21 protein-coding genes and 1 tRNA gene are annotated in these 21,183 nt (G+C 40.2%); 15 read left to right on the top strand and 7 right to left on the bottom strand.

Annotation, left to right across the window (positions count from 1 at the left end; translation table 11 throughout):
- Positions 1-276: 276 nt before the first annotated feature.
- Together LZP46_RS09085 and LZP46_RS09080 are read right to left on the bottom strand one after the other, a co-directional pair.
- Positions 277-924 (bottom strand): HAD-IB family phosphatase, encoded by a 648-nt coding sequence (locus LZP46_RS09085; protein WP_236093642.1) that lies wholly within the window; start codon positions 922-924, stop codon positions 277-279.
- Positions 891-2,096, bottom strand: coding sequence for a DUF1615 family protein (locus LZP46_RS09080; protein WP_236093641.1), 1,206 nt, complete (start codon positions 2,094-2,096; stop codon positions 891-893). The genes LZP46_RS09085 and LZP46_RS09080 overlap by 34 nt, the downstream gene beginning before the upstream one ends.
- A gap of 83 nt (positions 2,097-2,179) precedes the next feature.
- Between LZP46_RS09080 and dusB the strand changes: the two genes are divergently transcribed.
- Positions 2,180-3,205, top strand: coding sequence for a tRNA dihydrouridine synthase DusB (gene dusB / locus LZP46_RS09075; RefSeq protein WP_236093640.1), 1,026 nt, complete (start codon positions 2,180-2,182; stop codon positions 3,203-3,205).
- Between the two features lie 84 nt (positions 3,206-3,289).
- Here dusB and LZP46_RS09070 read toward each other — a convergent pair whose 3' ends face one another.
- Positions 3,290-4,336: an NAD(P)H-dependent flavin oxidoreductase gene (locus LZP46_RS09070; RefSeq protein WP_236093639.1), complete on the bottom strand. Its 1,047-nt coding sequence runs from the start codon at positions 4,334-4,336 to the stop codon at positions 3,290-3,292.
- Positions 4,337-4,495: 159 nt separating this feature from the next.
- Between LZP46_RS09070 and LZP46_RS09065 the strand changes: the two genes are divergently transcribed.
- Entirely contained in the window at positions 4,496-5,011 is a 516-nt protein-coding gene (locus tag LZP46_RS09065) for a hypothetical protein (protein WP_236093638.1), read from the top strand.
- An 88-nt stretch (positions 5,012-5,099) separates the two neighbouring features.
- On the opposite strand, the gene LZP46_RS09060 is transcribed toward LZP46_RS09065, so the two are convergent.
- Positions 5,100-5,444 carry a hypothetical protein gene (locus LZP46_RS09060; RefSeq protein ID WP_236093637.1) on the bottom strand — a complete coding sequence of 115 codons (345 nt, stop codon included), beginning with the start codon at positions 5,442-5,444 and terminating at the stop codon, positions 5,100-5,102.
- Positions 5,445-5,695: 251 nt separating this feature from the next.
- Between LZP46_RS09060 and LZP46_RS09055 the strand changes: the two genes are divergently transcribed.
- Positions 5,696-5,914: a DUF1653 domain-containing protein gene (locus tag LZP46_RS09055; RefSeq protein ID WP_180064588.1), complete on the top strand. Its 219-nt coding sequence runs from the start codon at positions 5,696-5,698 to the stop codon at positions 5,912-5,914.
- Between the two features lie 89 nt (positions 5,915-6,003).
- On the opposite strand, the gene LZP46_RS09050 is transcribed toward LZP46_RS09055, so the two are convergent.
- The 3 genes from LZP46_RS09050 to ahpC all read right to left on the bottom strand — a co-directional run bounded on the left by LZP46_RS09050 (position 6,004) and on the right by ahpC (position 7,686).
- Positions 6,004-6,210 carry a hypothetical protein gene (locus LZP46_RS09050; protein WP_004973053.1) on the bottom strand — a complete coding sequence of 69 codons (207 nt, stop codon included), beginning with the start codon at positions 6,208-6,210 and terminating at the stop codon, positions 6,004-6,006.
- A 249-nt stretch (positions 6,211-6,459) separates the two neighbouring features.
- Complete coding sequence (locus LZP46_RS09045) at positions 6,460-6,936, bottom strand: hypothetical protein (RefSeq protein ID WP_004973055.1); 477 nt, start codon at positions 6,934-6,936, stop codon at positions 6,460-6,462.
- Positions 6,937-7,122: 186 nt separating this feature from the next.
- Positions 7,123-7,686 carry an alkyl hydroperoxide reductase subunit C gene (gene ahpC / locus LZP46_RS09040; protein WP_070152104.1) on the bottom strand — a complete coding sequence of 188 codons (564 nt, stop codon included), beginning with the start codon at positions 7,684-7,686 and terminating at the stop codon, positions 7,123-7,125.
- A 375-nt stretch (positions 7,687-8,061) separates the two neighbouring features.
- Here ahpC and LZP46_RS09035 point away from each other — a divergent pair, with 375 nt between their 5' ends.
- From LZP46_RS09035 to LZP46_RS08980, 12 genes are all read left to right on the top strand, one after another.
- Positions 8,062-12,021, top strand: a complete 3,960-nt coding sequence (locus LZP46_RS09035; protein ID WP_236093636.1) for a DUF3418 domain-containing protein — start codon at positions 8,062-8,064, stop codon at positions 12,019-12,021.
- A 30-nt stretch (positions 12,022-12,051) separates the two neighbouring features.
- Positions 12,052-13,164: a beta-ketoacyl-ACP synthase III gene (locus LZP46_RS09030; RefSeq protein ID WP_236093635.1), complete on the top strand. Its 1,113-nt coding sequence runs from the start codon at positions 12,052-12,054 to the stop codon at positions 13,162-13,164.
- A gap of 199 nt (positions 13,165-13,363) precedes the next feature.
- Positions 13,364-14,785 carry a cysteine--tRNA ligase gene (cysS, locus tag LZP46_RS09025; protein WP_236093634.1) on the top strand — a complete coding sequence of 474 codons (1,422 nt, stop codon included), beginning with the start codon at positions 13,364-13,366 and terminating at the stop codon, positions 14,783-14,785.
- Positions 14,786-14,850: 65 nt separating this feature from the next.
- A tRNA-Gly gene (locus LZP46_RS09020) sits at positions 14,851-14,926 on the top strand.
- 403 nt (positions 14,927-15,329) lie between these two features.
- The gene (locus LZP46_RS09015) at positions 15,330-16,307 is read left to right on the top strand and encodes a KpsF/GutQ family sugar-phosphate isomerase (RefSeq protein WP_004973067.1); all 978 of its coding nucleotides are present in this window, start codon (positions 15,330-15,332) and stop codon (positions 16,305-16,307) included.
- 3 nt (positions 16,308-16,310) lie between these two features.
- The gene (locus LZP46_RS09010; RefSeq protein WP_236093633.1) at positions 16,311-16,850 is read left to right on the top strand and encodes a KdsC family phosphatase; all 540 of its coding nucleotides are present in this window, start codon (positions 16,311-16,313) and stop codon (positions 16,848-16,850) included.
- A gap of 40 nt (positions 16,851-16,890) precedes the next feature.
- On the top strand, positions 16,891-17,433 hold the full coding sequence (gene lptC / locus LZP46_RS09005; protein ID WP_236093632.1) for an LPS export ABC transporter periplasmic protein LptC: 543 nt from the start codon (positions 16,891-16,893) through the stop codon (positions 17,431-17,433).
- Entirely contained in the window at positions 17,423-17,989 is a 567-nt protein-coding gene (gene lptA, locus LZP46_RS09000; protein WP_236093631.1) for a lipopolysaccharide transport periplasmic protein LptA, read from the top strand. Before lptC ends, lptA begins: the two co-directional genes overlap by 11 nt.
- An 8-nt stretch (positions 17,990-17,997) precedes the next feature.
- Positions 17,998-18,756: an LPS export ABC transporter ATP-binding protein gene (gene lptB, locus LZP46_RS08995; protein WP_236095198.1), complete on the top strand. Its 759-nt coding sequence runs from the start codon at positions 17,998-18,000 to the stop codon at positions 18,754-18,756.
- 222 nt (positions 18,757-18,978) lie between these two features.
- Entirely contained in the window at positions 18,979-19,578 is a 600-nt protein-coding gene (locus LZP46_RS08990; RefSeq protein ID WP_236093630.1) for an IMPACT family protein, read from the top strand.
- Complete coding sequence (locus tag LZP46_RS08985; RefSeq protein ID WP_236093629.1) at positions 19,571-20,197, top strand: acyltransferase; 627 nt, start codon at positions 19,571-19,573, stop codon at positions 20,195-20,197. Before LZP46_RS08990 ends, LZP46_RS08985 begins: the two co-directional genes overlap by 8 nt.
- Before the next feature lie 126 nt (positions 20,198-20,323).
- The gene (locus LZP46_RS08980; RefSeq protein WP_236093628.1) at positions 20,324-21,166 is read left to right on the top strand and encodes a universal stress protein; all 843 of its coding nucleotides are present in this window, start codon (positions 20,324-20,326) and stop codon (positions 21,164-21,166) included.
- Positions 21,167-21,183: the final 17 nt, after the last annotated feature.

The raw sequence follows: 21,183 nt of genomic DNA, 5'->3' as shown, positions 1-21,183 counted from the left end.
TTGTTTAGTACGAATAGATTAAGTGATTGATCTTGGTTTAAAACTATACTTCTATTTTGAATTAGAGGTGATGCTGTAAAGTGTCACCTTTTTTATTGCTTTAGGTGTTGTAGTCGTTATTTTTATGCTGAATCATCAGCTATTTTATTAAGATAAAACTCTATTTTTATTTTCTATTCTGGGTATAAAAAAGTAATCACCATAGGCGGCATCTGCTACATGTAACTTAAAAAACCCACAATTCAAATTGTGGTTTTATTATATCATTCATCAAAATCAGGCCCGTTTTTTATAAGCTACAATTTCAGGTAATGAATGATCACTACCCACCATATAAGAATAAGTCGCCAAACTCAGCATGGCTTCATCTTCATCACTATTGCCATAAGCATAAATAGCTGCATAATTTTCTAAATCGTATTGTTCTAAAATGCGTATTTTCTTTTGTTCCTGACTGCAATCAGGTGTTGAATATCGCCCTGTAAATTGTAGATTTTTAATTTCTGTTTCAGTACAAAGCAAATCGACATTTAACTGCTGACAAATATATTGCAAATAAATATCCACACTTGCAGAAACAACCACCACCTCATCTCCATTGAATTGATGCTGCTTTAATTGTTGTAATAGTTGTGGGTTAAGATCATGTATTAAATCTACTGCGTAGCGCTGTGCAAGTGCTAATATTTCAGCTGTATTTGCATCTTTAAACATAGCATTAAACAATTTAGGGCGCATGGAATGTGCAGGATAGACTTTTAAATAGTAAGCCTGAATCCAAGGCAAGGTTTTTAAACCTTGCTTAAAAATATGCCGCTTAGATAAAGCATAGAAAATAAACCCTGTAAAACTGTCTTTGCAGCACAGGGTTCCATCAAAATCAAATAGGGCTAGATTTTTATATTTTTGGCTTTTTGCATGCATGTTTTATAACGTCCATTGACTCGCGTAGCAAACCAATTGGTGTTGTAATCTCGACTCAGTTTAGGCCCTGAAATGACCACTTGCGGCATCATGGCATAAAATGGCTCTTTGCCCGTTTGCGCTTTATAGAGTTTTGTGACCGCCAAATAAGTTGCAGTGTCTTCAAATTTCTTTTCTTTTTCTTTTTTTAGGTCTGCACGAATTTGTCGTGGGGTGACTAAAATATTATGTTTGGAAAAAACGGCAATTAATTCACGTTCAGATTCACTCTTTGCATTACGCACGCTACCATCTTTAGTGTAAAGCAGCAAATCACCATCTAAATCTAATTCTGCTTCGGTTAAATCATTCAGCATACTTTGGAATGCTGCATTGCGGCTCGAATACATGCCAGAGTTATAATCAGCAAAGCGGTATAGCGGTTGATCGTAATCGGCAGGATACATCATTAAACGATGAATCCCGTAATATAATCCGCCATATTGAGTGTATAGATCGCTGCGTAACTCTGCGATGTTACCGCTTTGGCGTTTATGCTCTTTGGCATAGCTAATATGTACTTGCATCGAGCCTAAAGTAGTAATTGGATTAAGTTTTTCGCCAATATTTTGTCCAAACAGTTTGGCAGCACCTGTTAGCGCAGACACATGATAATGTTTGGCCATATAGTCAAAAATTTCACGATACAATTCATCTAATTCACGTTCGGTTTTTACCCGACGCATTTGGCTTAAATAGTTATCTTCAGGGCTTGGGTGGTTTTTTAGTACATCCTGAAAATAGCCTGCGACCGTACCGCCAATCGCTTCGCCCAATTTATCTTTAAACTTCTCATCCAAACGGTCTTGTACTTCTTTAACTGCTTTTTCGCCCAGACCATAGACTTGAGGGTCGGCTACAAAGTTTGATTCCTGATCCACCACGGCAATAATGGTACACATATTTTCTTTGGTTTGTGGAATGCCTAATTGCTCTGAAATATCGTAAATATCTTTTGCCCAAGAACTACGCTCACTGACCCGATTCGGAATAAGTTTGCGGATTTGTTCTGCTTCAAGGGTTGGCTCATTGTCCTTAGACCACCAAGCGCTATCTCCACATGCAGCCAAGCTGAGTGATAAAACCAGCACGCTGAAGGATTTCATCAAAGAATTGAATACAGTGTCTTTCATAGATAAGGAAAACTCGTTCCAAAAGGATGAGCCCAAAGGGCAGATGCAGTATACTATGCCAATCGTTAAAGTTAAGAATATATATGTATATTGGTCCCTATCAACTGTCAAATAATTTGATCGTTGCCCCGATGGCAGGCGTCACAGATAGACCGTTTCGTTCCCTGTGCAAGTACTTTGGTGCAGGGCATGCGGTCAGTGAAATGATGACTTCTGATAAAACTTTGCGCCTGAGTAAAAAGAGTCTCTATCGTGCCAATTTTGATGGGGAGCTTGCACCAATTTCCGCACAAATTGCTGGTTCAGACCCGCATGATTTAGCTGAAGCCGCACGTTATCAAGTCGCTAATGGAGCGCAAATTGTTGACATTAACATGGGATGTCCTGCTAAAAAAGTCTGCAATAAATTGGCAGGTTCAGCTTTATTGCAAGATGAAGATTTGGTGGCGCGCATTTTAGATACCGTTGTTGCTGCGGTAGATGTGCCTGTCACACTCAAAACCCGTTTAGGTTTTTTGAATGGGCAAGAAAATATTTTACGAGTTGCCAAACGCGCAGAACAAGCAGGCATTGCGGCCTTAGCATTACATGGCCGAACTCGCGAAGATATGTATTTAAACACAGCGCGCTATTCACTGATTAAAGAAGTGAAAAGTATGCTCAATATTCCTGTGATTGCCAATGGTGATATTGATAGTCCTGAAAAAGCCAAATACGTCTTAGACTTTACAGGGGCAGATGCAATTATGATTGGGCGTGCAGCACAGGGACGTCCGTGGATTTTTCGGGAAATCGCACATTATTTAGCAACGGGTGAGCTGTTAGCAGCACCGAGCATTGCAGAAGTTCAAAAAGTATTACTCGGACATTTAGCTGAGCTGTATGAGTTCTATGGCGAATATTCAGGTTGTCGTATTTCACGTAAACATATTGCGTGGTACACCAAAGGTTTACATTCCAGTAATGAATTCCGTCAAAATATGTATCGAGTGGAAACCACAGCAGAACAATATAAAGTAGTAGAAGATTACTTTAATCAGTTACTTGCGCATGGTGAAATTATGAGTGATGTGCAGGTTGAAACCTTGAACTTGTTAGACACAAAGTAATCGCATGCAAATATATGCTTTAGCTTGTTTGGAACTAAATAAAAACTCAACTGTGATACACAGTTGAGTTTGCTGTGCCTAAACTTAGCGTGCGTGAATCATTTCCAAAACCAACTGATTAATTAAATCTGCTGCTTCTAGTTCACGAATCTGACTCACATTACTACCAGCCCAAAACGGAGCATAACCTTGTTCACCTTGTGTAACGGCTGCTGCATGCAACTGTTTTGCAAGATCATAGGTATACGGATAGGCGGGCACAGTTAAACGATCTGGTGTATCTATCTGTGTATGCCAATGATTAATTAAACCACGGGCAGGGCGTCCAGAAATACTGTCGGTCATTTGAGTAATGTTTTGCTGAAATAAAGCTTGTCGATAAGCTGGATTGGCGTTCGAGCTTTTACATTGTACAAAAGCTGTACCCATTTGTACTGCAGAGGCGCCCAAGTTTAGCATTGACTGTGCTTGCTGACCATTCATAATGCCACCGGCTGCAACTACTGGCAGGGTACAATGTTCACGAATCAGTTGTACTAAATCGCTGGTTTTAATTGCACTATCAAAAGTTTGGTTAAAGATACCCCGATGTCCACCTGCTTCGATGCCTTGCGCAATAATAATATCAATTCCAGCTGCTTCAATCGCCTGGGCTTCGGCTAAGTTAGTTGCTGAAACCATGGTAATGATCCCTGCATCTTTTAAAGCCTGAATTTGATGTGCATGTGGAATCCCGAAGTGAAAACTGACCGCTTGCGGTTTTGTTTCTAGTACAAGATCTAAATATCCATCATGATCTTTAAAACTTGGATAAATACAATTCAGTTGCCTTGGTACGGTTGCGCCATAGCGTTCAAAGATTGGCTCAAAATATGCAATCCACGCTTGTGCAGCGACTTCATCTAATGGGCTTGTTTCATGGCAGAAGAAATTGGTTTGAAATGGAAAATCGGTCAACTCTTGAGTGCGTAAAATTTGCTCACGTGCAGCATCGACCGTATTTGCACCTAAACCAAGTGAGCCCAAACCACCTTGATTAGAAACCTCGGCTGCAAGTTCGGGAGTAGAAACACCAGCCATTGGAGCAAGAAAAATAGGATGCTTTATATTCAGTTGTTCTAATAAGGTCATATTATTTACTCCATGTTTTTATCTACTTTGCCCAACTCTAGATTAATTGGCAAATCATATACGTCATTTACTTATGAAATATTAAGATGAGCAATATCATAAAATTTGCAGAGGCTTTCAGGCATAATAAGCTTGATGTATGAATTGATGAGTAAATTAATGAAGCCTTTCGTTTATAGCAGTTTGCTTGTAGTGTGTGGATTAATTGCGTGTAGCAATCCACAGGAAACTCAAGTAAAAATTGATCCAAAGCAATATCAGGTTGAGGATGCGACTGCATTGCAGCAACGTATAGATGCTTTAAATGCCAAATTGGCGCAAGACTTCAAACAATTTAAGCAAGTGGAAAGCATCGCATTTGCACATCAATTCCCTTTAGATGTGAACAATTTACAAACTTTGAATCAGCATTTGGTCGCCAGTACAGCATTAAAGCCGACTAAAATTGCTTATTGCGATATGATGAATGGTTATTTTGCTGAGTTATATCGCTTAGGACATTACAATCTAGATTTACTTAAAGATGTAAAATTAGCGCGTGCAGAGCAGGAAAATTTGGTTGCAAATTTTGACAATGCCGAATCTTATTATGATTTTATTTTGAATCGTTATACCAGTTACCGCCAAGTCCAACAGACCATGGGTTATGGTTGTAATTTAAAAGCTGCATTGTAATTTCGGTAGGATTTGGGTGTATTGTTTAAATCGTGTTAAATAAAAACTCCTGAGACATCCTCAGGAGTTTTTGTTTTAAAGAATAAAATTATTGTTGTGCTTTTTCTTTCACGTTTGCAGCACCTTGTTCAACTGCACCTGCAGTCGCAGCAGTTGCATCTTTAGTGGCTTGTACAGTCGCATCAGCTGCATTTTCTGTCGCAGTTGCAACACTGTGTACGGCATTTTCAGTTGCTTGCGCTGCATTATCTACAGCTGTTGCTGTAGCAGCAGCAGCTTCATGAGTTGCATCTTCAGCATCATGTGCAGCTTGAGCTGCAGCGTTTTCTAAGTGTTCACCCGTAGTTGCACCTGTTTCTGGTGCTTTTTCTTTTGCACAACCTACAAGTGCTACAGTAGCAGCAAGACCTAAAGCAATAAGTAGTTTATTCATTATCATGTGTCCTTTATTTACATCCACTTAAGATGGGATATAGCGAATATAACCAAAAAAAAATCAAGTTGAAGCTAAAAATTGTTCAAATAATGTAATGGGTTTAGATATTTTTTTGTTGTGTAGATTAGAACGATAAATTAGAGAAAAATATGCCGATGCGATCCATTTTTTCTGATAAGGTGAAATCTTAAGAATGGTTACAGTTTTTATTGTACAGTAATGCCATTCTGTAAGATTGGGATTGTAAAATGCTTAAAAAAGGGATTTATCAACATTATAAAGGGCAGTTGTATCAAGTACTGCATGTGGCAACACACAGTGAAACTCAAGAGAAATTGGTGGTTTATCAATGCTTATATGGCGATTATTCTATTTGGGTCAGACCACTTGATATGTTCACGGAGAGTATTACTTTGGATGACGACCGTGAACAGGAACGCTTTAAATTGATTCAGGAAGTGCATTAATATTTGAAGTCATTTACCTATTTAAAATGATCCAATCTATTTTTAGATTGGATCGTTCAATGTGGATGCTCAAAGTTTAATAAGATCAATTATTGAATGGAAATACGGTTAAAGCTTAAATCGTATGCTAAATATTTACTCACAAAAGCTGCTTTATCACTGCGTCTTAATAAGTTGTCGTAAATAAATTGTGGTACAGGATGGAATAAATCCCCAGAGCCATTTTCGTAAAATATTTTTAAATAACGTGAAGATGCACTGTATGTCCAGGATGTCACGGCAAGTGTTTTACCCATAAGCAACTCCTTTATTTTTTATATTATTTTTCACAGAATAATTCTGCTTATTTTGAACATAAGTGAAGTGCTTACTAAAAAGTATTACAGAATTGTAACTTTTGAATATAAGTTTTTTGCGCAACCTAAACGTGCCAAAAACGACAAAACTATTATGAAGCGAAATAAAACACCACATTTAGGATGTGGTGTTTATGCTTTGCACGTGAATAGTCATTCATTTAAATAAAATGATTGAAAGACTAGATTTTATAGATGACGACATTGATCTTCTTTGTCACCAGAAACACGGTTTGTGCCGCCAGTCGGTTTTACGCGGTTATCTTCACATTCTAAATTGCCATTCACGCGGTTATTTTTTACAACGATTGAGCCTGAATTATCTTTAAGTTGAATATTGCCATTTACACGGTTTGACGTGAGTTGGATGTTACGCCCATCTTCGAGTTGGATATTGCCATCAATGCGGTTGGCATGTGCATTAACCTGACTAAAGTTTCCTTTAGATTCTAAATTGCCATCAATCGTACTATTTTTAATTGCCGTATGTGAGTTGGAATGCAACATTAGGTTGCCCTTAATAGTCACATGATCAAGAACACATTGTTTATGCACTTTGACATTATCATCAATAGTTCGATTTTTAATGCTGCCATTACAGTTGAAATCAGCTAAAGCTGGCACTGAAAATGCTATTAATGTTGAAAGTAAAAATAATTTTTTCATAGAACAGCCCTCAAAAATAAATCTCATAACTGTTACCGGTACAGATTCGATTGTAGTGTTGTAATGTTTTTACATTTTCTATTCTAGAGATGAAATATGAATAAATAAGGTAGAAAAGGGTGATGTTCTGATTAAAAAAAACCACGCAAAATATGCGTGGTTTTTTTTAGTGGTCTAATCTAAAACTTAGATTTTACCTACTAGGTCGATAGATGGTGCTAAAGTTGCATCACCTTCTTTCCATTTAGCTGGGCATACTTCACCTGGGTGAGTGTGAACGTACTGAGCTGCTTTAACTTTACGAAGAAGTTCTTGAGCATCACGGCCGATACCACCAGCATTAATTTCGATGATTTGGATTTTGCCTTCTGGATCGATAACGAAAGTACCACGATCAGCAAGACCATCAGCTTCGATTAATACTTCAAAGTTTTTAGAAAGCGTCCAAGTTGGGTCGCCAACCATTACGTATTGAATTTTTTTGATTTCTTCTGAAGAATCGTGCCAAGCTTTATGCGTGAAATGAGTGTCAGTAGAAACTGCATAGATTTCAACGCCTAATTTTTGGAATTCTGCGTAGTTGTCTGCAAGGTCACCAAGCTCAGTAGGGCAAACGAATGTAAAGTCAGCTGGATAGAAGAATACAACAGACCATTTGCCTTTAAGGTCAGCTTCAGTTACTTCAATGAATTGACCGTTGTGGTATGCATTTGCTTTAAATGGTTTAACTTCAGTATTAATTAAGCTCATCATTGTCTCCATGATTAAGGTTTGTATTTCGTTAGCAATAGAGTATCTAATTTTGTTTTATTGCTGAAATGGTATTTTTACATTACTAGCATCGGAAAAACAAATGACTATGTAAAAAGCGTACACTTTCATCACAGCATTATTGAGACTTTATTAGGCCTTAAAATGATGATGATTGAATGACAACCTATTTTTCAGGTTCAAATACAACCCATTTCAAGCAATTGGTGAACATACATCTATATGGGGATGCTATTTTGAAATTCAAGGGGGGATTTAAAACTTTTTAAATACGCATTCTAAATCACTGTTCTTTCGCTTAAAGGCATTACAGCGTAAAATACGCGTTTGTGTTTTGGTTAGGAAGCGTATTCTGTGCAGAGTCATTTAAATGTAGACCACCTCGTTTTGGCGCGTGATCGTCATCGTTTAAATCGACTACGAAAAGGCAAAGATGCCAATCCAAAGCAATATCAGGAATTATTTGAAAAATCTAATTTAAAAGTGTTGGAGCGTGCACAGCGCATTCCCAACATTAAGTTGAATCAAGATTTACCCGTGACTCAATCTGCCGAACAGTTGATTACTGCAATTCAGCAACATCAGGTCATTATTGTGGCGGGTGAAACAGGTTCAGGGAAAACTACACAGTTACCACAAATTGCAATGTTGGCAGGTCGTGGTTTAACGGGGTTAATTGGTCATACTCAGCCACGACGTCTTGCTGCGCGTAGTGTATCGCAGCGTATTGCCGAAGAAGTTGGCGAAAAGTTAGGTGAGTCCATCAGCTTTAAAGTTCGTTTTAATGAACAGGGTTCGCAAGATTCAATTGTCCGTTTAATGACCGATGGTATTTTGTTAGCAGAGCTTGCCAATGATCGTTATTTAAATAAATACGACACCATTATTATAGATGAAGCGCATGAGCGTTCTTTAAATATTGACTTCATTATGGGCTATTTAAAGCAACTTTTGCCGCGTCGCCCTGATCTAAAAGTCATCATCACCTCTGCAACTTTAGATGTGCAGCGTTTCAGTAATTACTTTAATGGCGCCCCTATTTTTGAGGTCGAAGGTCGCAGCTATCCTGTCGAAGTGCGTTATCGTCCAATTTCAGAATTAAGCATTGGCGGGAGTGATGATGATGAATTTGATGACTTTGAAGAAAACTTGCCACGCGCAGTGGTTCAAGCGGTAGAAGAATGCTTTGCCGATGCACATGAAAAAGGTCATCCCGAACATGCCGATATTCTTATTTTTGCTAGTACCGAACAGGAAATTCGGGAACTGCAAGAAACTTTACATAAACACGGGCCACGTCATACTGAAATTTTACCGTTATATGCACGTTTGGCTTTGGCGGAACAACAAAAAATCTTTAATCCTTCTGGTGGTGGACGTCGCATTATTATTGCCACCAACGTTGCTGAAACAGCACTTACTGTACCCAATATTCGCTATGTGATTGATAGCGGTTTTGCACGTATTTCACGTTATAACTACCGCTCACGGGTGCAGCGTTTACCGATTGAAGCAGTATCTCAGGCAGCAGCAAATCAGCGTAAAGGACGTTGTGGTCGTATTGCGCCTGGTGTCTGTATTCGCCTGTATTCTGAAGAAGATTTTTTAAGTCGCCCAGAGTTTACTGAACCTGAAATTAAACGCACCAACTTGGCATCGGTCATTTTACAAATGCAAAGTTTGGGCTTAGGCACGCTCGAAGATTTTGATTTTATTGAGCCGCCAGGTCATCGTTTAGTCAATGATGGGCGTAAACTGTTGATTGAACTCGGTGCGATGATTGAGAAGGGTAAAGCCCCTCTTCTAGATGGAGTGAGTAGCTCTGCTACACACGGGGATGACTCTAATCCCAATACTTCCGCTAAATCCAGCTCTAATAAAGGTGAGCTTCAAGGCAGCAGCTTAACCAAAATTGGTCAGCAAATGGCAAAAATGCCGATTGATCCACGATTGGCACGTATGATTTTAGGCGGTGCACATTTTGGGGTGTTAAATGAAGTCCTGATTATTGTGGCAGCATTGGCCGTACAAGACCCGCGTGAACGTCCTGCAGACAAACAAATGCAAGCCGATCAAAAACATGCACTGTTCCGTGAAGCAGATTCTGACTTTTTATTCTATTTAAAACTGTGGGAAACTTTGCACGAAAACCGTGATGGCATGAGTGAAAACAAACGTCGTACTTTTGCCCGTCAGCATTTTTTAAGTTGGTTGCGTTTACGTGAATGGAAGAAAACTCATGAACAATTGGTGGATTTGGCGCGTGGCTTAAAACTGTCGTTTAATGAGAAAAAAGCCAGTTATGAAAATCTGCATCGGGCGTTATTAACAGGGTTGCTTTCTTTTATTGCCAATAAAACCGATGAGCGCAATGTATTTATGGCGGTACGCCAACAAAAAGCACGAATTTTCCCTGCATCGACTTTGCATAAAACCAATACACCGTGGGTCATGGCATTTGAGATGGTAGAAACTTCGCAAGTGTATCTACGTACTTTGGCAAAAATTGAACCCGAATGGATTTTATTGGCCGCACGAGATTTGCTGAAGCATCACTATTTTGAACCACATTGGTCTAAAAAAGCAGGCGTGGTGAATGCCTATGATCAGATTTCGCTGTTTGGTCTAATTATCGAGCCGAAACGTCCTGTCAATTACGAAAAGGTCGATCAGGAAGCCGCCCATGAAATATTCTTACGTGATGCTTTAACCACAGGCAACTTGGGCATTACCCCACCATTTTTAAAACACAACCTGCTTAAACTGGAAGAAGTGGAACGGGTTGAAGATAAATTACGTCGTCGTGATTTAGTGGTTGATGAAGAAACTATTTATCAATTTTATGCCGCCAAAGTACCTGCAGAAGTTGCAAGCCGTCGTTCCTTTGAAGATTGGCGTGCCACAGTAGAGCCGCAAAATCCACGTTATTTATTTGTGGAAGATGATGCACTTTGGCTGAATGATCGTCCGACCACGCAGCAATTTCCTGACTATTTGCGTAATGGTGAGCTGCGCTTGGCGGCCAGTTACCGTTTTGACCCCAGCCATGATGAAGATGGCGCAACCGTTAAAATTCCAGTGCAAGCGTTGGCACAGGTCGATGAAAATATCTGGTCGTGGGGTGTTCTGGGTTGGCGTGAAAATTTAATTGAAGCCTTGCTCAAGACTTTGCCTAAAGATAAGCGTCGTCATTTGGTGCCTATTCCAGACACAGCTCGCAAACTGTTGCAACGCATTGATGCGGTAAATTTACGCGAGCACATTTTTAGCTTTTTGGCATTCCAGTTACGCGCAGAACAAATCACCGAAAAAGACTTTAGCTTTGAGCGAGTAGATGCGTATTTATTGCCGTTCATTAAAGTACTGGATGAAAAAGGGCGGGTGATTGAGCAAGGGCGTGATTTATCTGAATTAAAAGCGCGTTGCCGTACCGAAACTCACAGTCCAGTAAAACAGTTACACGGCGAATTCCAAACCTTCCCTGAACGATTTGTATTTGAAGCCTCGCAAAAAGTCACGGGCGTAGTGGTTAAGCAATATCAGGCGTTGGTACCAAGTAAAGCTTTTGCAGAACTTTCACAAAAAGATGAATCGGGTGTGGTGATTCAAACCTTTAATGATCAGCGCGAGGCGATTCATCAGCATCGTGAAGGGGTGATTCGTTTGCTGCATGTGCAATTAGGCGATTTATCACGGCAATTGAAAAAGCAAATTGCCAAACCATTGGCCTTGGCGTACTCACCTTTGGGTGATAAAGCACAACTTGAGCAAATGTTGATCTATGCGACCTTGCAAAGCATTATTTGTGACGTGCCAGTCAACTTGGAAGAGTTTCAAAACTTGCAGCTTGAGGTAAAAAAGACTTTTCTCAGTCATGGTCAAACCACGCTGCGTATCTTTAATGAAATTTATATTGCTTGGCAAGACATCCGCCGTCAGCTCCTTATGCTAGATGAAGCCGTGTTTGCCAAAAATATGGATGATATTGAAGATCAGCTGGACTTAATGCATCTGGCAGACTTTGTGTATAGCAAGCCTGTAGAGGTGTGGAGCGAATATCCGCGCTATTTGAAAGCGTTGTTATTACGTTTAGACCGCTTACCCAACAACTTGCAAAGAGACGATGCTGCCATCGCCCAAATTGACCCTTGGATGGACAAATTGTTTAAACACAAACAAGATGCCCGACTCAAGGAATTGTACTTTATGGTGGAAGAATTACGCATATCGCTGTTCTCTCAACCCATGAAAACCAAAATGCCAATTTCTGCAACTCGGCTGCAAAAAGTATGGGAAAAGCTTGGAATCAGTTAAGATATAAGTAATTTCTAGAAGGAGTTTTACATGGGCATTCGCATTACAGGTACTGGTCTTTATCATCCAGAAGATGTTATTACCAATGAAGAATTGGTCGAAAGTTTAAATGCTTATGTGGAACAGTATAATCAGCTCAATGCTGACAAAATTGCGGCAGGTGAGCTTGAAGAACGTCGTGGCTCTAGTGCTGATTTTATTGAAAAAGCCTCTGGGGTAAAACGTCGTTATGTAGCAGAAAAAACAGGTATTCTGGACATTAACCGTTTACGTCCAAATTTACGTGAACGTGGCGATGATGAAATTTCGCTACAAGCGGAATGGGGCGTAATTGCTGCAAAACAAGCCATGCAAAATGCAGGTGTCACCGCAGAAGATATTGATGTAGTGATTTTATCTTGCTCGAATTTGCAACGTGCTTATCCTGCGGTGGCGATTGAAATTCAAACTGCGCTCGGTATTCAGGGTTATGCCTATGACATGAACGTGGCGTGTTCTGCTGCGACTTTTGGCATTAAGCAAGCGCATGATGCGATTAAAGCAGGTGCGCGTCGCGTGTTGTTGGTGAATGTCGAAATTACCTCAGGTCATAACGATTTCCGATCACGCGACTGCCATTTTATTTTTGGTGATGTAGCAACTGCTTCAATTTTGGAAGAGACAGAAACCAAAGCAGGTTTTGAAATTTTGGACATGAACTTGTTCACTCAGTTTTCGAATAATATCCGCAATAACTTCGGTTTTTTAAACCTGAGTGAAAATGCAGATATTGACGACAAACGCTTCCATCAAGATGGTCGTAAAGTCTTTAAAGAGGTTTGCCCGTTAGTCGCTAAAATGATCACTGCGCAACTGGAAAAGAATCAAATTGCGCCAACCGAGGTGAAGCGTTTCTGGTTGCACCAAGCCAATGCCAGTATGAACGAACTGATTTTGAAATTGGTGGTCGGCAAAGAAGCAGCACAACCTGGTTTGGTGCCTATTATTTTAGATGAGTTCGCCAATACCTCATCGGCAGGGGTAATTATTGCCTTACACCGTACTGCACATGAAGTCGAGAATGGTGAATATGGTGTCTTGTGTTCATTTGGCGCAGGTTATTCAGTGGGCGCGATTTTGGTCCAAAAACGTGATGCTGAATAAGTTTTGCAAAATCGCATAAGATCAGCAAACACCTAAGTAAAGGTATTAAAAAGTTCCTTCTCCTTCGGGAGAAGGCTTGGATCATCTGCAATATTCTCTTCACACAGACTCATACAGAATAAAAACATCGAAAAACTTTATGAAAAATAATGCTTAGGTTAAGATGAAGCATCTTTTAATAGCCCTATTTTGAAAACCTATGCAACCATTTGTTCTATACAACTCAGAGCAACGAAAAAAAGTTGAATTTGTTCCGCGTAAAGAAGGACATATCGACATGTATGTCTGTGGTATGACGGTTTATGATTACTGTCATATAGGACATGCGCGGGTTATGGTTGCATTTGACTACATCATTCGCTTTTTGCGCAGTCAAGGTTGGAATGTGAAATATGTACGCAACATTACTGACATTGACGACAAAATTATTAAACGCGCCAATGAAAATGGCGAGAGTATTCAAGCTTTAACAGATCGTTTTATTCAAGCCATGAATGAAGATGCGGCAAGCTTAGGTTGCGTTGAACCTGATGCTGCGCCGCGTGCTACGGAATATATTGATCAAATGCAAAATATGATTGGTAATTTGGTCAATAAAGGGACGGCTTATCCTGCAAGTAATGGCGATGTTTATTTTCAGGTCGAAAAATTTGACAAATATGGCCGTCTTTCAGGCCGCAAGCTAGAAGACATGCAGGCAGGCGCGTCTGAGCGGGTTGATGTTGAAGTCGATAAAAACCATCCATTTGACTTTGTTTTGTGGAAACATGCCAAAGAAAATGAACCATCTTGGCCTTCACCGTGGGGCAATGGACGTCCAGGTTGGCACATTGAATGTTCTGCCATGTCTACTTGCTGCTTGGGCAATCATTTTGATATTCATGGTGGTGGTTCAGACTTGATGTTCCCACACCATGAAAATGAAATTGCTCAGTCTGAAGCATCAACAGGTGAACAATATGTAAATTATTGGATGCACGTTGGCTTTATTAATGTCGATGGCGAAAAAATGTCAAAGTCATTGGGTAACTTTTTCACCATTCGTGATGTGATGGAAAAGTTCCATCCTGAAGTGATTCGTTACTTTATTGTGTCATCGCATTATCGTAGCCCTGTAAACTTCTCAGATGTGGCCTTGAAAGAAGCTAAAACTGCTTTATCACGTTTCTATCACTCATTTAAGGCTTATCAACAAGCGTATGGTGCGAAAACGGTTGAGCAGTTAGATGAGGCATTGGTTGCGCGTTTTAATACTGCAATGCGTGATGACTTTAATACCGCCGAAGCAATTGCAGTGCTGTTTGATGTCAATAGAGAGCTAAACCGTGCGGTAAAAGAGCAGCAGGCAGATCAGGCAGCAGTGTATTACTCGACCTTGCGTCATTTGACCAATATTTTAGGTTTGGTACAGCATGATGTCGATGAATTCTTGAAGTCTGATATTGGTCAGGATGCTTTGGGTCTATCTGAACAAGCCATTGCAGACTTCATTCAGCAACGTCAGGATGCGAAAAAAGCCAAAGACTTCGCACGTGCCGATGAAATTCGTCAATCTTTGCTCGATCAAGGTGTAGTCTTGGAAGATACTCGTCAAGGTACGGTGTGGCGTCGTGCTGATTAATTGAGCACTTAGGAGCATAGAGAGTTGACAGTTGTATGAAATTCTCTATACTTCACTTCCATATTGCGGGAATAGCTCAGTTGGTAGAGCACAACCTTGCCAAGGTTGGGGTCGCGAGTTCGAGTCTCGTTTCCCGCTCCAAAATTTTAAAAAACGCTTATCAAAAGATAAGCGTTTTTTTATGCCTGTTAGTTATAGCTTGCTTGCAGCCAGCTTTTTAAATGGGTTTGATCCATAATTTTTAGAGCATTTTCGTTGAAATATGCTTCTGAGTTAGTTCTATCTTTAGCTTTATCTGCAACTTTGAATCAATAAAATAAATAGCCTAAGCTCAAATATGATTGTTTTTCATTTGAAACTCGAGTCAAAAAGCGAGTTAATTAAAACAGCATACAAAAATGCGTTAAAACAAAAAACACACGCAGAATCAAAGTGTAGAATTGCATAGATATGCTAAAATTGCGAAAATTAAATGTACTTCAATAAATCGCTTTTATTGAGGTATAGAAAACACTCAATTTAAGTTGGACGTTGAATGCCAAACATGTCAAATACCATTGATTTCCAATCTGTTGCCTTAGACACTTTAAGAATAGAAGAACAAGCATTACAAGTCTTGGCCACGCAAATTGATCAGCGTTTTAGCCGTGCCTGCGAAATTATGTTGCATTGTAAAGGGCGTGTTGTGGTCACAGGTATGGGAAAATCAGGTCATATTGGTCGTAAAATGGCTGCGACTTTTGCATCTACAGGTACGCCATCTTTCTTTATGCATCCGGGTGAAGCAGGGCATGGGGACTTGGGGATGTTGGTACGCGGTGATGTTTTAATTGCTATCTCCAATTCAGGCAAAAGTGATGAAATTATGATGTTGATGCCACTCATCAAACATCTAGAAGTTCCACTGATCACCATTAGCGGTGATGATCGTGGCCCAATGCCACAAAATGCCGATGTCGCTTTGACATTGGGCAATATTCAGGAAGCTTGTCCACTTGGCTTAGCACCCACCTCAAGTACGACTGCAACCTTAGCACTAGGCGATGCATTGGCTGTGGCGTTACTTGATGCACGCGGTTTTACTGCCGATGATTTTGCTCGCTCACATCCTGCGGGAGCTTTAGGTAAGCGGTTGTTATTGCATGTGAAACATTTAATGCATACAGGTACAGAATTACCTAAAGTTGCACCAGATACACCCATGAATAAAGTGTTATACGAAATTTCAAACAAGCGTCTAGGTTTAACCACAATTGTCGATGAAAATGATGTCTTGTTGGGCATTTTCACCGATGGTGACTTACGTCGTTTAATTGATAAGCAACAGGGCTTTGATGTGAATTTACAAGTTGGGCAAGTGATGACGCAACATCCTGCAACGATTTCACAAGAAGCACGTGCAGTTGAAGCCTTAGAACAATTACGAGACCGTAAAATCAATCAATTTGTAGTGGTGGATGATGCTAATAAAGTCATTGGTGTGATCAGTATGCATGACTTAATTCAAGCAGGGGTAAACTAAACAATGGCATCTTATATTTTATTAGAGCAAGCACGTCATATTGAAGCTTTGGTTTTAGATGTCGATGGAATTCTAAGTGATGGTTTTGTGACCTTAACCAACAGCGGGGATGAAATTAAATCATTCGATATTCGAGATGGTTTAGGCATGAAACTGGTACAACAAGCAGGCGTTAAAGTCATTATCATCACGGGTCGTAAAAGTCATATTGTAGAAAAACGCATGTCTGATTTAGGTGTAGATTTGGTCTACCAAGGACGTGAAGATAAAGGCACTGCATTGCAGGAAGCCTGCGACAAGTTGGGTTTATCACCAGCAGACTGTCTCTATATGGGTGATGACTGGCCTGATCTTTCTGCATTTTCGATTGCAGGTATGAAAGTCACAGTGCCAAATGGACATATTGAAGTGCGTCGTCGTGCCGATTTAGTCACTCAGGCCATGGGTGGGCGCGGTGCGGTACGTGAAATCTGCGATATGATTTTAACTGCCAAAGGTATGTACCAAAGCTTACTTGAAAAATATCTCAGCATCCCTCATTAATTAAGTCATACATTCAAAGGTTTGAGTTACAGCCCCACTTATGGATACTAAAGTTTTATACGTTACTGCGATTGCAATTGCAGCTGTAAGTGGTGGTTATTACTATTACAGCGGTAAAGGCAAAAAACTGGAAACTGACGCTGCCCGCTCTATGACTTATAGTGCAGAGCAAATTCATCTCACCCAAACAGATGAGCAGGGCAATTTATATGTGCGTGCACAAATTGACCGTTTAGAGCAAGACATGCAACAAAAAACCTCTAAGCTGGAAAATGTAAATGCATCAATGTATAAAGCGGGTGCGGTGGACGCCACTTTTTTCGCCAAACAGGCTCAAGGTTTTAATGACAATGAAAAGGTTGTGTTGTCAGATCAAGTGCTGGCAACCAAGTTACTCGCTCAAGGCAAACTGACGCTTGAAACAGTCGAGTTAAATGTGTTTCCTAAAACACGTGAAATCAGTACCGACAAACAAGTGACTGTACAATCTCCACAGGCTGATTTTATCAGTCAGGGTTTAAAAGCCAATTTAAATGACGGGCAATACGAATTTTTTAATATTCGAGGAAAGTATGAACCATAAATCTAAGCTTACAGCTCCTAAAGCGTTGATAAAACAAGCAGCACTTGTGGGCTTGGCCATGCTTTCATCGGCAGGTGCATGGGCAATTCCGTCAGACCGCAGTCAGCCTATTACTTTATTGGCAGACCGTGCGACCTTTAGTGAACGTACTGGCGTTACCACGTATACAGGCAATGTGGTGATTGAACAGGGCACCATGAAACTTCAGGCAGATTCGATTGTTGCTAATCTGAACAGTAAAAAAGAAATTAGTGTCATTACGGCAACGGGTAGACCTGCACAATTTCAGCAAAAAACCGATCCTGCTAAAGGTCTAGCAAAAGGCCAAGCACAAAAGATTGTTTACAATGCAGAAACAGGCATTATTACCTTATCGGGTGGTGCACTTTTAGAACAAGATGGTGCCAGTATTCGTGGTAATACATTGCGCTATAGCATGAACAAAGGTGATGTTGAAGCAATTGGTACACCAAATAAAACTGGTTCGGATGCGGGGCGTGTAAAAATTGTCATTCCACCCTCAAGCTCAAAATCATTTCCAGGAGCGCGTAATTAATGGATCAAATGAGCGCAACACAGGACAGCATACAGCACGGTCAGCAGACTTTGTGTATTAAGCATTTAGCCAAAAACTACAATAAACGCTGGGTGGTAAAAGACGTTTCGTTTCAAATGAAAAGTGGTGAAATTGTCGGATTACTTGGGCCCAATGGTGCGGGTAAAACCACCAGTTTTTACATGGTTGTAGGCTTGGTACGCATGGATAAAGGGGAAATCCATTTAGATCAATTGGATTTATCAGACCTTGCCATGCATGAGCGTGCGCGTAAGGGGATTGGCTATTTACCACAAGAAGCCTCTATTTTCAGAAAGTTGACCATCTCTGAAAATATCATGGCTATTTTAGAAACTCGCAAAGATTTAAATAAACAGCAACGTCAGCAGCGTTTATCAGAATTGCTAGCAGATTTTAAAATTACGCATATTAAAGATTCATTAGGGATGAGCGTGTCGGGTGGTGAACGCCGTCGCGCAGAAATTGCCCGTGCTTTAGCAGCTGACCCTAAATTTATGTTGTTAGATGAGCCTTTTGCAGGGGTTGATCCAATTTCTGTCGGTGATATTAAAGATATCATCCGCACCTTAAAAGATCGTAATATTGGCGTATTAATTACGGACCATAATGTCCGTGAAACTTTAGCTATTTGTGAACGTGCTTATATTGTCAGTGAAGGTTCAGTGATTGCCGAAGGTACACCGCAAGAAATTCTTGAAAATGAAATTGTACGTGAAGTTTATTTGGGAGAAGACTTTTTTGTTTAAAGCTTGAATGTTCTAACCGTTATTGGTTTTCGTATGCTTACTGCATAAGTTGCAGAACAGAAAGTCGTGTAAACATTATTTAACCTTCTATACCTTTGAGGATAGAAGGTTTTTTCATAGTGGTTATCAGTTGAAATACGCTATAACTCTAAATACGTTAGAGCGCTCAACACGTTATAATTATCAAGTTTTCATTGAACTGGTTGATTGATTTGGAGTGTTATGCCATTTACCATTGCTGCGCCCATCACTTTTGAAGAAGAAATTAAAAAAAGTCGATTTCAGGCAATTGCCGTGCCTGCAGATAATGAGCAAGCGGTAAAAACGTTTTTGGAACAACAGCGTGATCCATCTACCACACATCAATGTTGGGCATGGAAAATTGGGCATCAATTACGTTTTAATGACGATGGCGAACCGTCAGGTACGGCAGGGCGTCCCATTTTAGCCACGATTGAAGGCAATGAGTTGACCAATGTTTTGGTTTTGGTGAATCGCTGGTATGGTGGTATTAAATTGGGCACAGGCGGTTTGGTACGTGCCTATGGCGGTTGTGCAGGGCAATGTTTGGCTCTGGCAGAAAAAATAGAACTGATTGAGAAAAAGACCGTGCAATTTGCCTGCCATTTTAATGAGTGGGCAATTTTACAATACGAGCTGAATAGTCAGCAGATTGAGTACAGCGAAGACTACACCGCCGAAGGCGTGTTGGTAAAGGCATTAATACAAGTCCATCAAATAGAACCTTTAACACTAAAGCTACAAGATATTAGCCGAGGGCGTGAACAGCTCAAAATCCTTGAGGATGATCAAGATGACTGAAGCAAATTCACCTGACCCATTATCGAAATACCGTGAGCAGCATAAACACCGTTTAAATTACATGCCGTGGTTATATTGGTCATTAAAACCTAAACATCGTGCATGGGCAGAAGCTTGGCAGCAGGAATATCAAGCTTATTTAATGGCAATGGAAACGGTGGAGATTGGCAAAAACTGTTTTATTTCCCCTTTGGCACATATTTTTGCAGAGCCAGGACGTCAAATCAGGATTGGCGATAATACCTTTATTGCCGCCGATTGCACTTTGCATGGCCCTTTGGAAATTGGAAATGAAGTCGCGATTAATCATCATTGTATTTTAGATGGTGGCAGAGTCGGAATTAAGCTTCATGATCAGGTGCGTATCGCAGCTTATTGTCATTTATATGCGTTTGATCATGGCATGGCTTTAGATCAGCCGATTTATCAGCAAGCAGTGCGTTCACAAGGCATTGAAATTGGAAAGGATGTTTGGTTGGGTGCGCATGTTGGTGTTAAAGATGGGGTGAAGATTGCGGCACACGCAGTCGTTGGGATGAATAGCATGGTCACTAAAGATGTTCAGGAGCGGGAAATTGTGGCGGGAAATCCTGCCAAAATGATTCGTTATCGTGAATGAGTACGATGCAGCAAGGCTAAATCTTTAAACTTCATTACATTTTTTCATGTCACTGCAACACGAGTTGTGTTAAGTTAAAAATAACAACTAAAAAATAGCCTGCAAAAGGCAGTAAGAGAGGCAACAATGAAACGTGTAATTGCTTGTATTGATTCTTCGCCTTGTATTAATGCGCTTGCTGAAGCTGCTGCGTGGATTGCAACACAAACTCAACGTGAATTGGTGTTATTACAAGTTTTGGATTATTACCCCGCCAGTTATCATTTAGGGGAAATTAGTGGCGTAATTGGCTTTGAAAGTAATGCGATGTTACTCAAAGAATTAGCCGAGTTGGAACAAAAACAAAGTGAATTAGCACTCGACTATAGCAACAACTTATTGCAGCACATTTCCAATATGATTCAGGAAAAATTCGGCATTGTACCTACTCAAATTCAAGAAAAAGGCGACTTTTTAGAACAAAGCTTCAGTGTGTTGAATGAAGACGATATTGTGGTGATTGGACGCGTGGGCGAAAAATCTGCTGAACGGAACAAGGCTTTAGGGAGTAATGTTGAAAACTTTATTCGTGGTGCAAATTGTACCGTGATGACTGTGGGAGAGCATTTTAAAGCACCAACCCGCTTTATTTTTGCTTATGAATATTCCCCAACTTGCATCAAAATGATGAAGCGAATTGCACAAAGTGATTTGCTTAAATTACTGCAATGTCATTTGCTTTATGTGGGCGATCATCCTGAACTTTTAAATGAACCTGCAGATTTTTTAACAGCAGCGGGTTTAGATGTGGTGGTTGAATATCGTTATGGTGATGTAGCTGAAAATATTTTAGATTATCAACGTGAACATGGTATCCAATTGATTGTACTGGGGGCATTTAGCCACAGTAAAATCCATCAATTTTTCTTAGGCAGCATTACCACTAATATTTTCCGTAATTCAACTGTTCCTTTATTGGTGGCTAAGTAATAATCCTAAATGATTCA

Origin of the sequence: Acinetobacter sp. SCLZS86, from assembly GCF_021560715.1 — a bacterium.
GTDB classification, from domain to species: Bacteria; Pseudomonadota; Gammaproteobacteria; order Pseudomonadales; family Moraxellaceae; genus Acinetobacter; species Acinetobacter towneri_A.
This window is presented reverse-complemented; position numbering and strand designations above follow the sequence as displayed.

Excerpts from the sequence above, each read along its gene's own strand:
- LZP46_RS08990 (WP_236093630.1), top strand. The coding sequence starts at position 18,979 with ATGCCATTTACCATTGCTGCGCCCATCACTTTTGAAGAAGAAATTAAA.
- LZP46_RS09060 (WP_236093637.1), bottom strand. The coding sequence starts at position 5,444 with ATGAATAAACTACTTATTGCTTTAGGTCTTGCTGCTACTGTAGCACTT.
- LZP46_RS09030 (WP_236093635.1), top strand. The coding sequence starts at position 12,052 with ATGGGCATTCGCATTACAGGTACTGGTCTTTATCATCCAGAAGATGTT.
- ahpC (WP_070152104.1), bottom strand. The coding sequence starts at position 7,686 with ATGAGCTTAATTAATACTGAAGTTAAACCATTTAAAGCAAATGCATAC.
- dusB (WP_236093640.1), top strand. The coding sequence starts at position 2,180 with ATGTATATTGGTCCCTATCAACTGTCAAATAATTTGATCGTTGCCCCG.
- LZP46_RS08985 (WP_236093629.1), top strand. The coding sequence starts at position 19,571 with ATGACTGAAGCAAATTCACCTGACCCATTATCGAAATACCGTGAGCAG.
- LZP46_RS09085 (WP_236093642.1), bottom strand. The coding sequence starts at position 924 with ATGCATGCAAAAAGCCAAAAATATAAAAATCTAGCCCTATTTGATTTT.
- LZP46_RS09050 (WP_004973053.1), bottom strand. The coding sequence starts at position 6,210 with ATGGGTAAAACACTTGCCGTGACATCCTGGACATACAGTGCATCTTCA.
- lptC (WP_236093632.1), top strand. The coding sequence starts at position 16,891 with ATGGATACTAAAGTTTTATACGTTACTGCGATTGCAATTGCAGCTGTA.
- LZP46_RS09080 (WP_236093641.1), bottom strand. The coding sequence starts at position 2,096 with ATGAAAGACACTGTATTCAATTCTTTGATGAAATCCTTCAGCGTGCTG.
- LZP46_RS09070 (WP_236093639.1), bottom strand. The coding sequence starts at position 4,336 with ATGACCTTATTAGAACAACTGAATATAAAGCATCCTATTTTTCTTGCT.
- LZP46_RS09015 (WP_004973067.1), top strand. The coding sequence starts at position 15,330 with ATGTCAAATACCATTGATTTCCAATCTGTTGCCTTAGACACTTTAAGA.
- LZP46_RS09045 (WP_004973055.1), bottom strand. The coding sequence starts at position 6,936 with ATGAAAAAATTATTTTTACTTTCAACATTAATAGCATTTTCAGTGCCA.
- LZP46_RS09065 (WP_236093638.1), top strand. The coding sequence starts at position 4,496 with ATGAAGCCTTTCGTTTATAGCAGTTTGCTTGTAGTGTGTGGATTAATT.
- LZP46_RS09055 (WP_180064588.1), top strand. The coding sequence starts at position 5,696 with ATGCTTAAAAAAGGGATTTATCAACATTATAAAGGGCAGTTGTATCAA.
- LZP46_RS09010 (WP_236093633.1), top strand. The coding sequence starts at position 16,311 with ATGGCATCTTATATTTTATTAGAGCAAGCACGTCATATTGAAGCTTTG.
- cysS (WP_236093634.1), top strand. The coding sequence starts at position 13,364 with ATGCAACCATTTGTTCTATACAACTCAGAGCAACGAAAAAAAGTTGAA.
- LZP46_RS08980 (WP_236093628.1), top strand. The coding sequence starts at position 20,324 with ATGAAACGTGTAATTGCTTGTATTGATTCTTCGCCTTGTATTAATGCG.
- lptB (WP_236095198.1), top strand. The coding sequence starts at position 17,998 with ATGAGCGCAACACAGGACAGCATACAGCACGGTCAGCAGACTTTGTGT.
- lptA (WP_236093631.1), top strand. The coding sequence starts at position 17,423 with ATGAACCATAAATCTAAGCTTACAGCTCCTAAAGCGTTGATAAAACAA.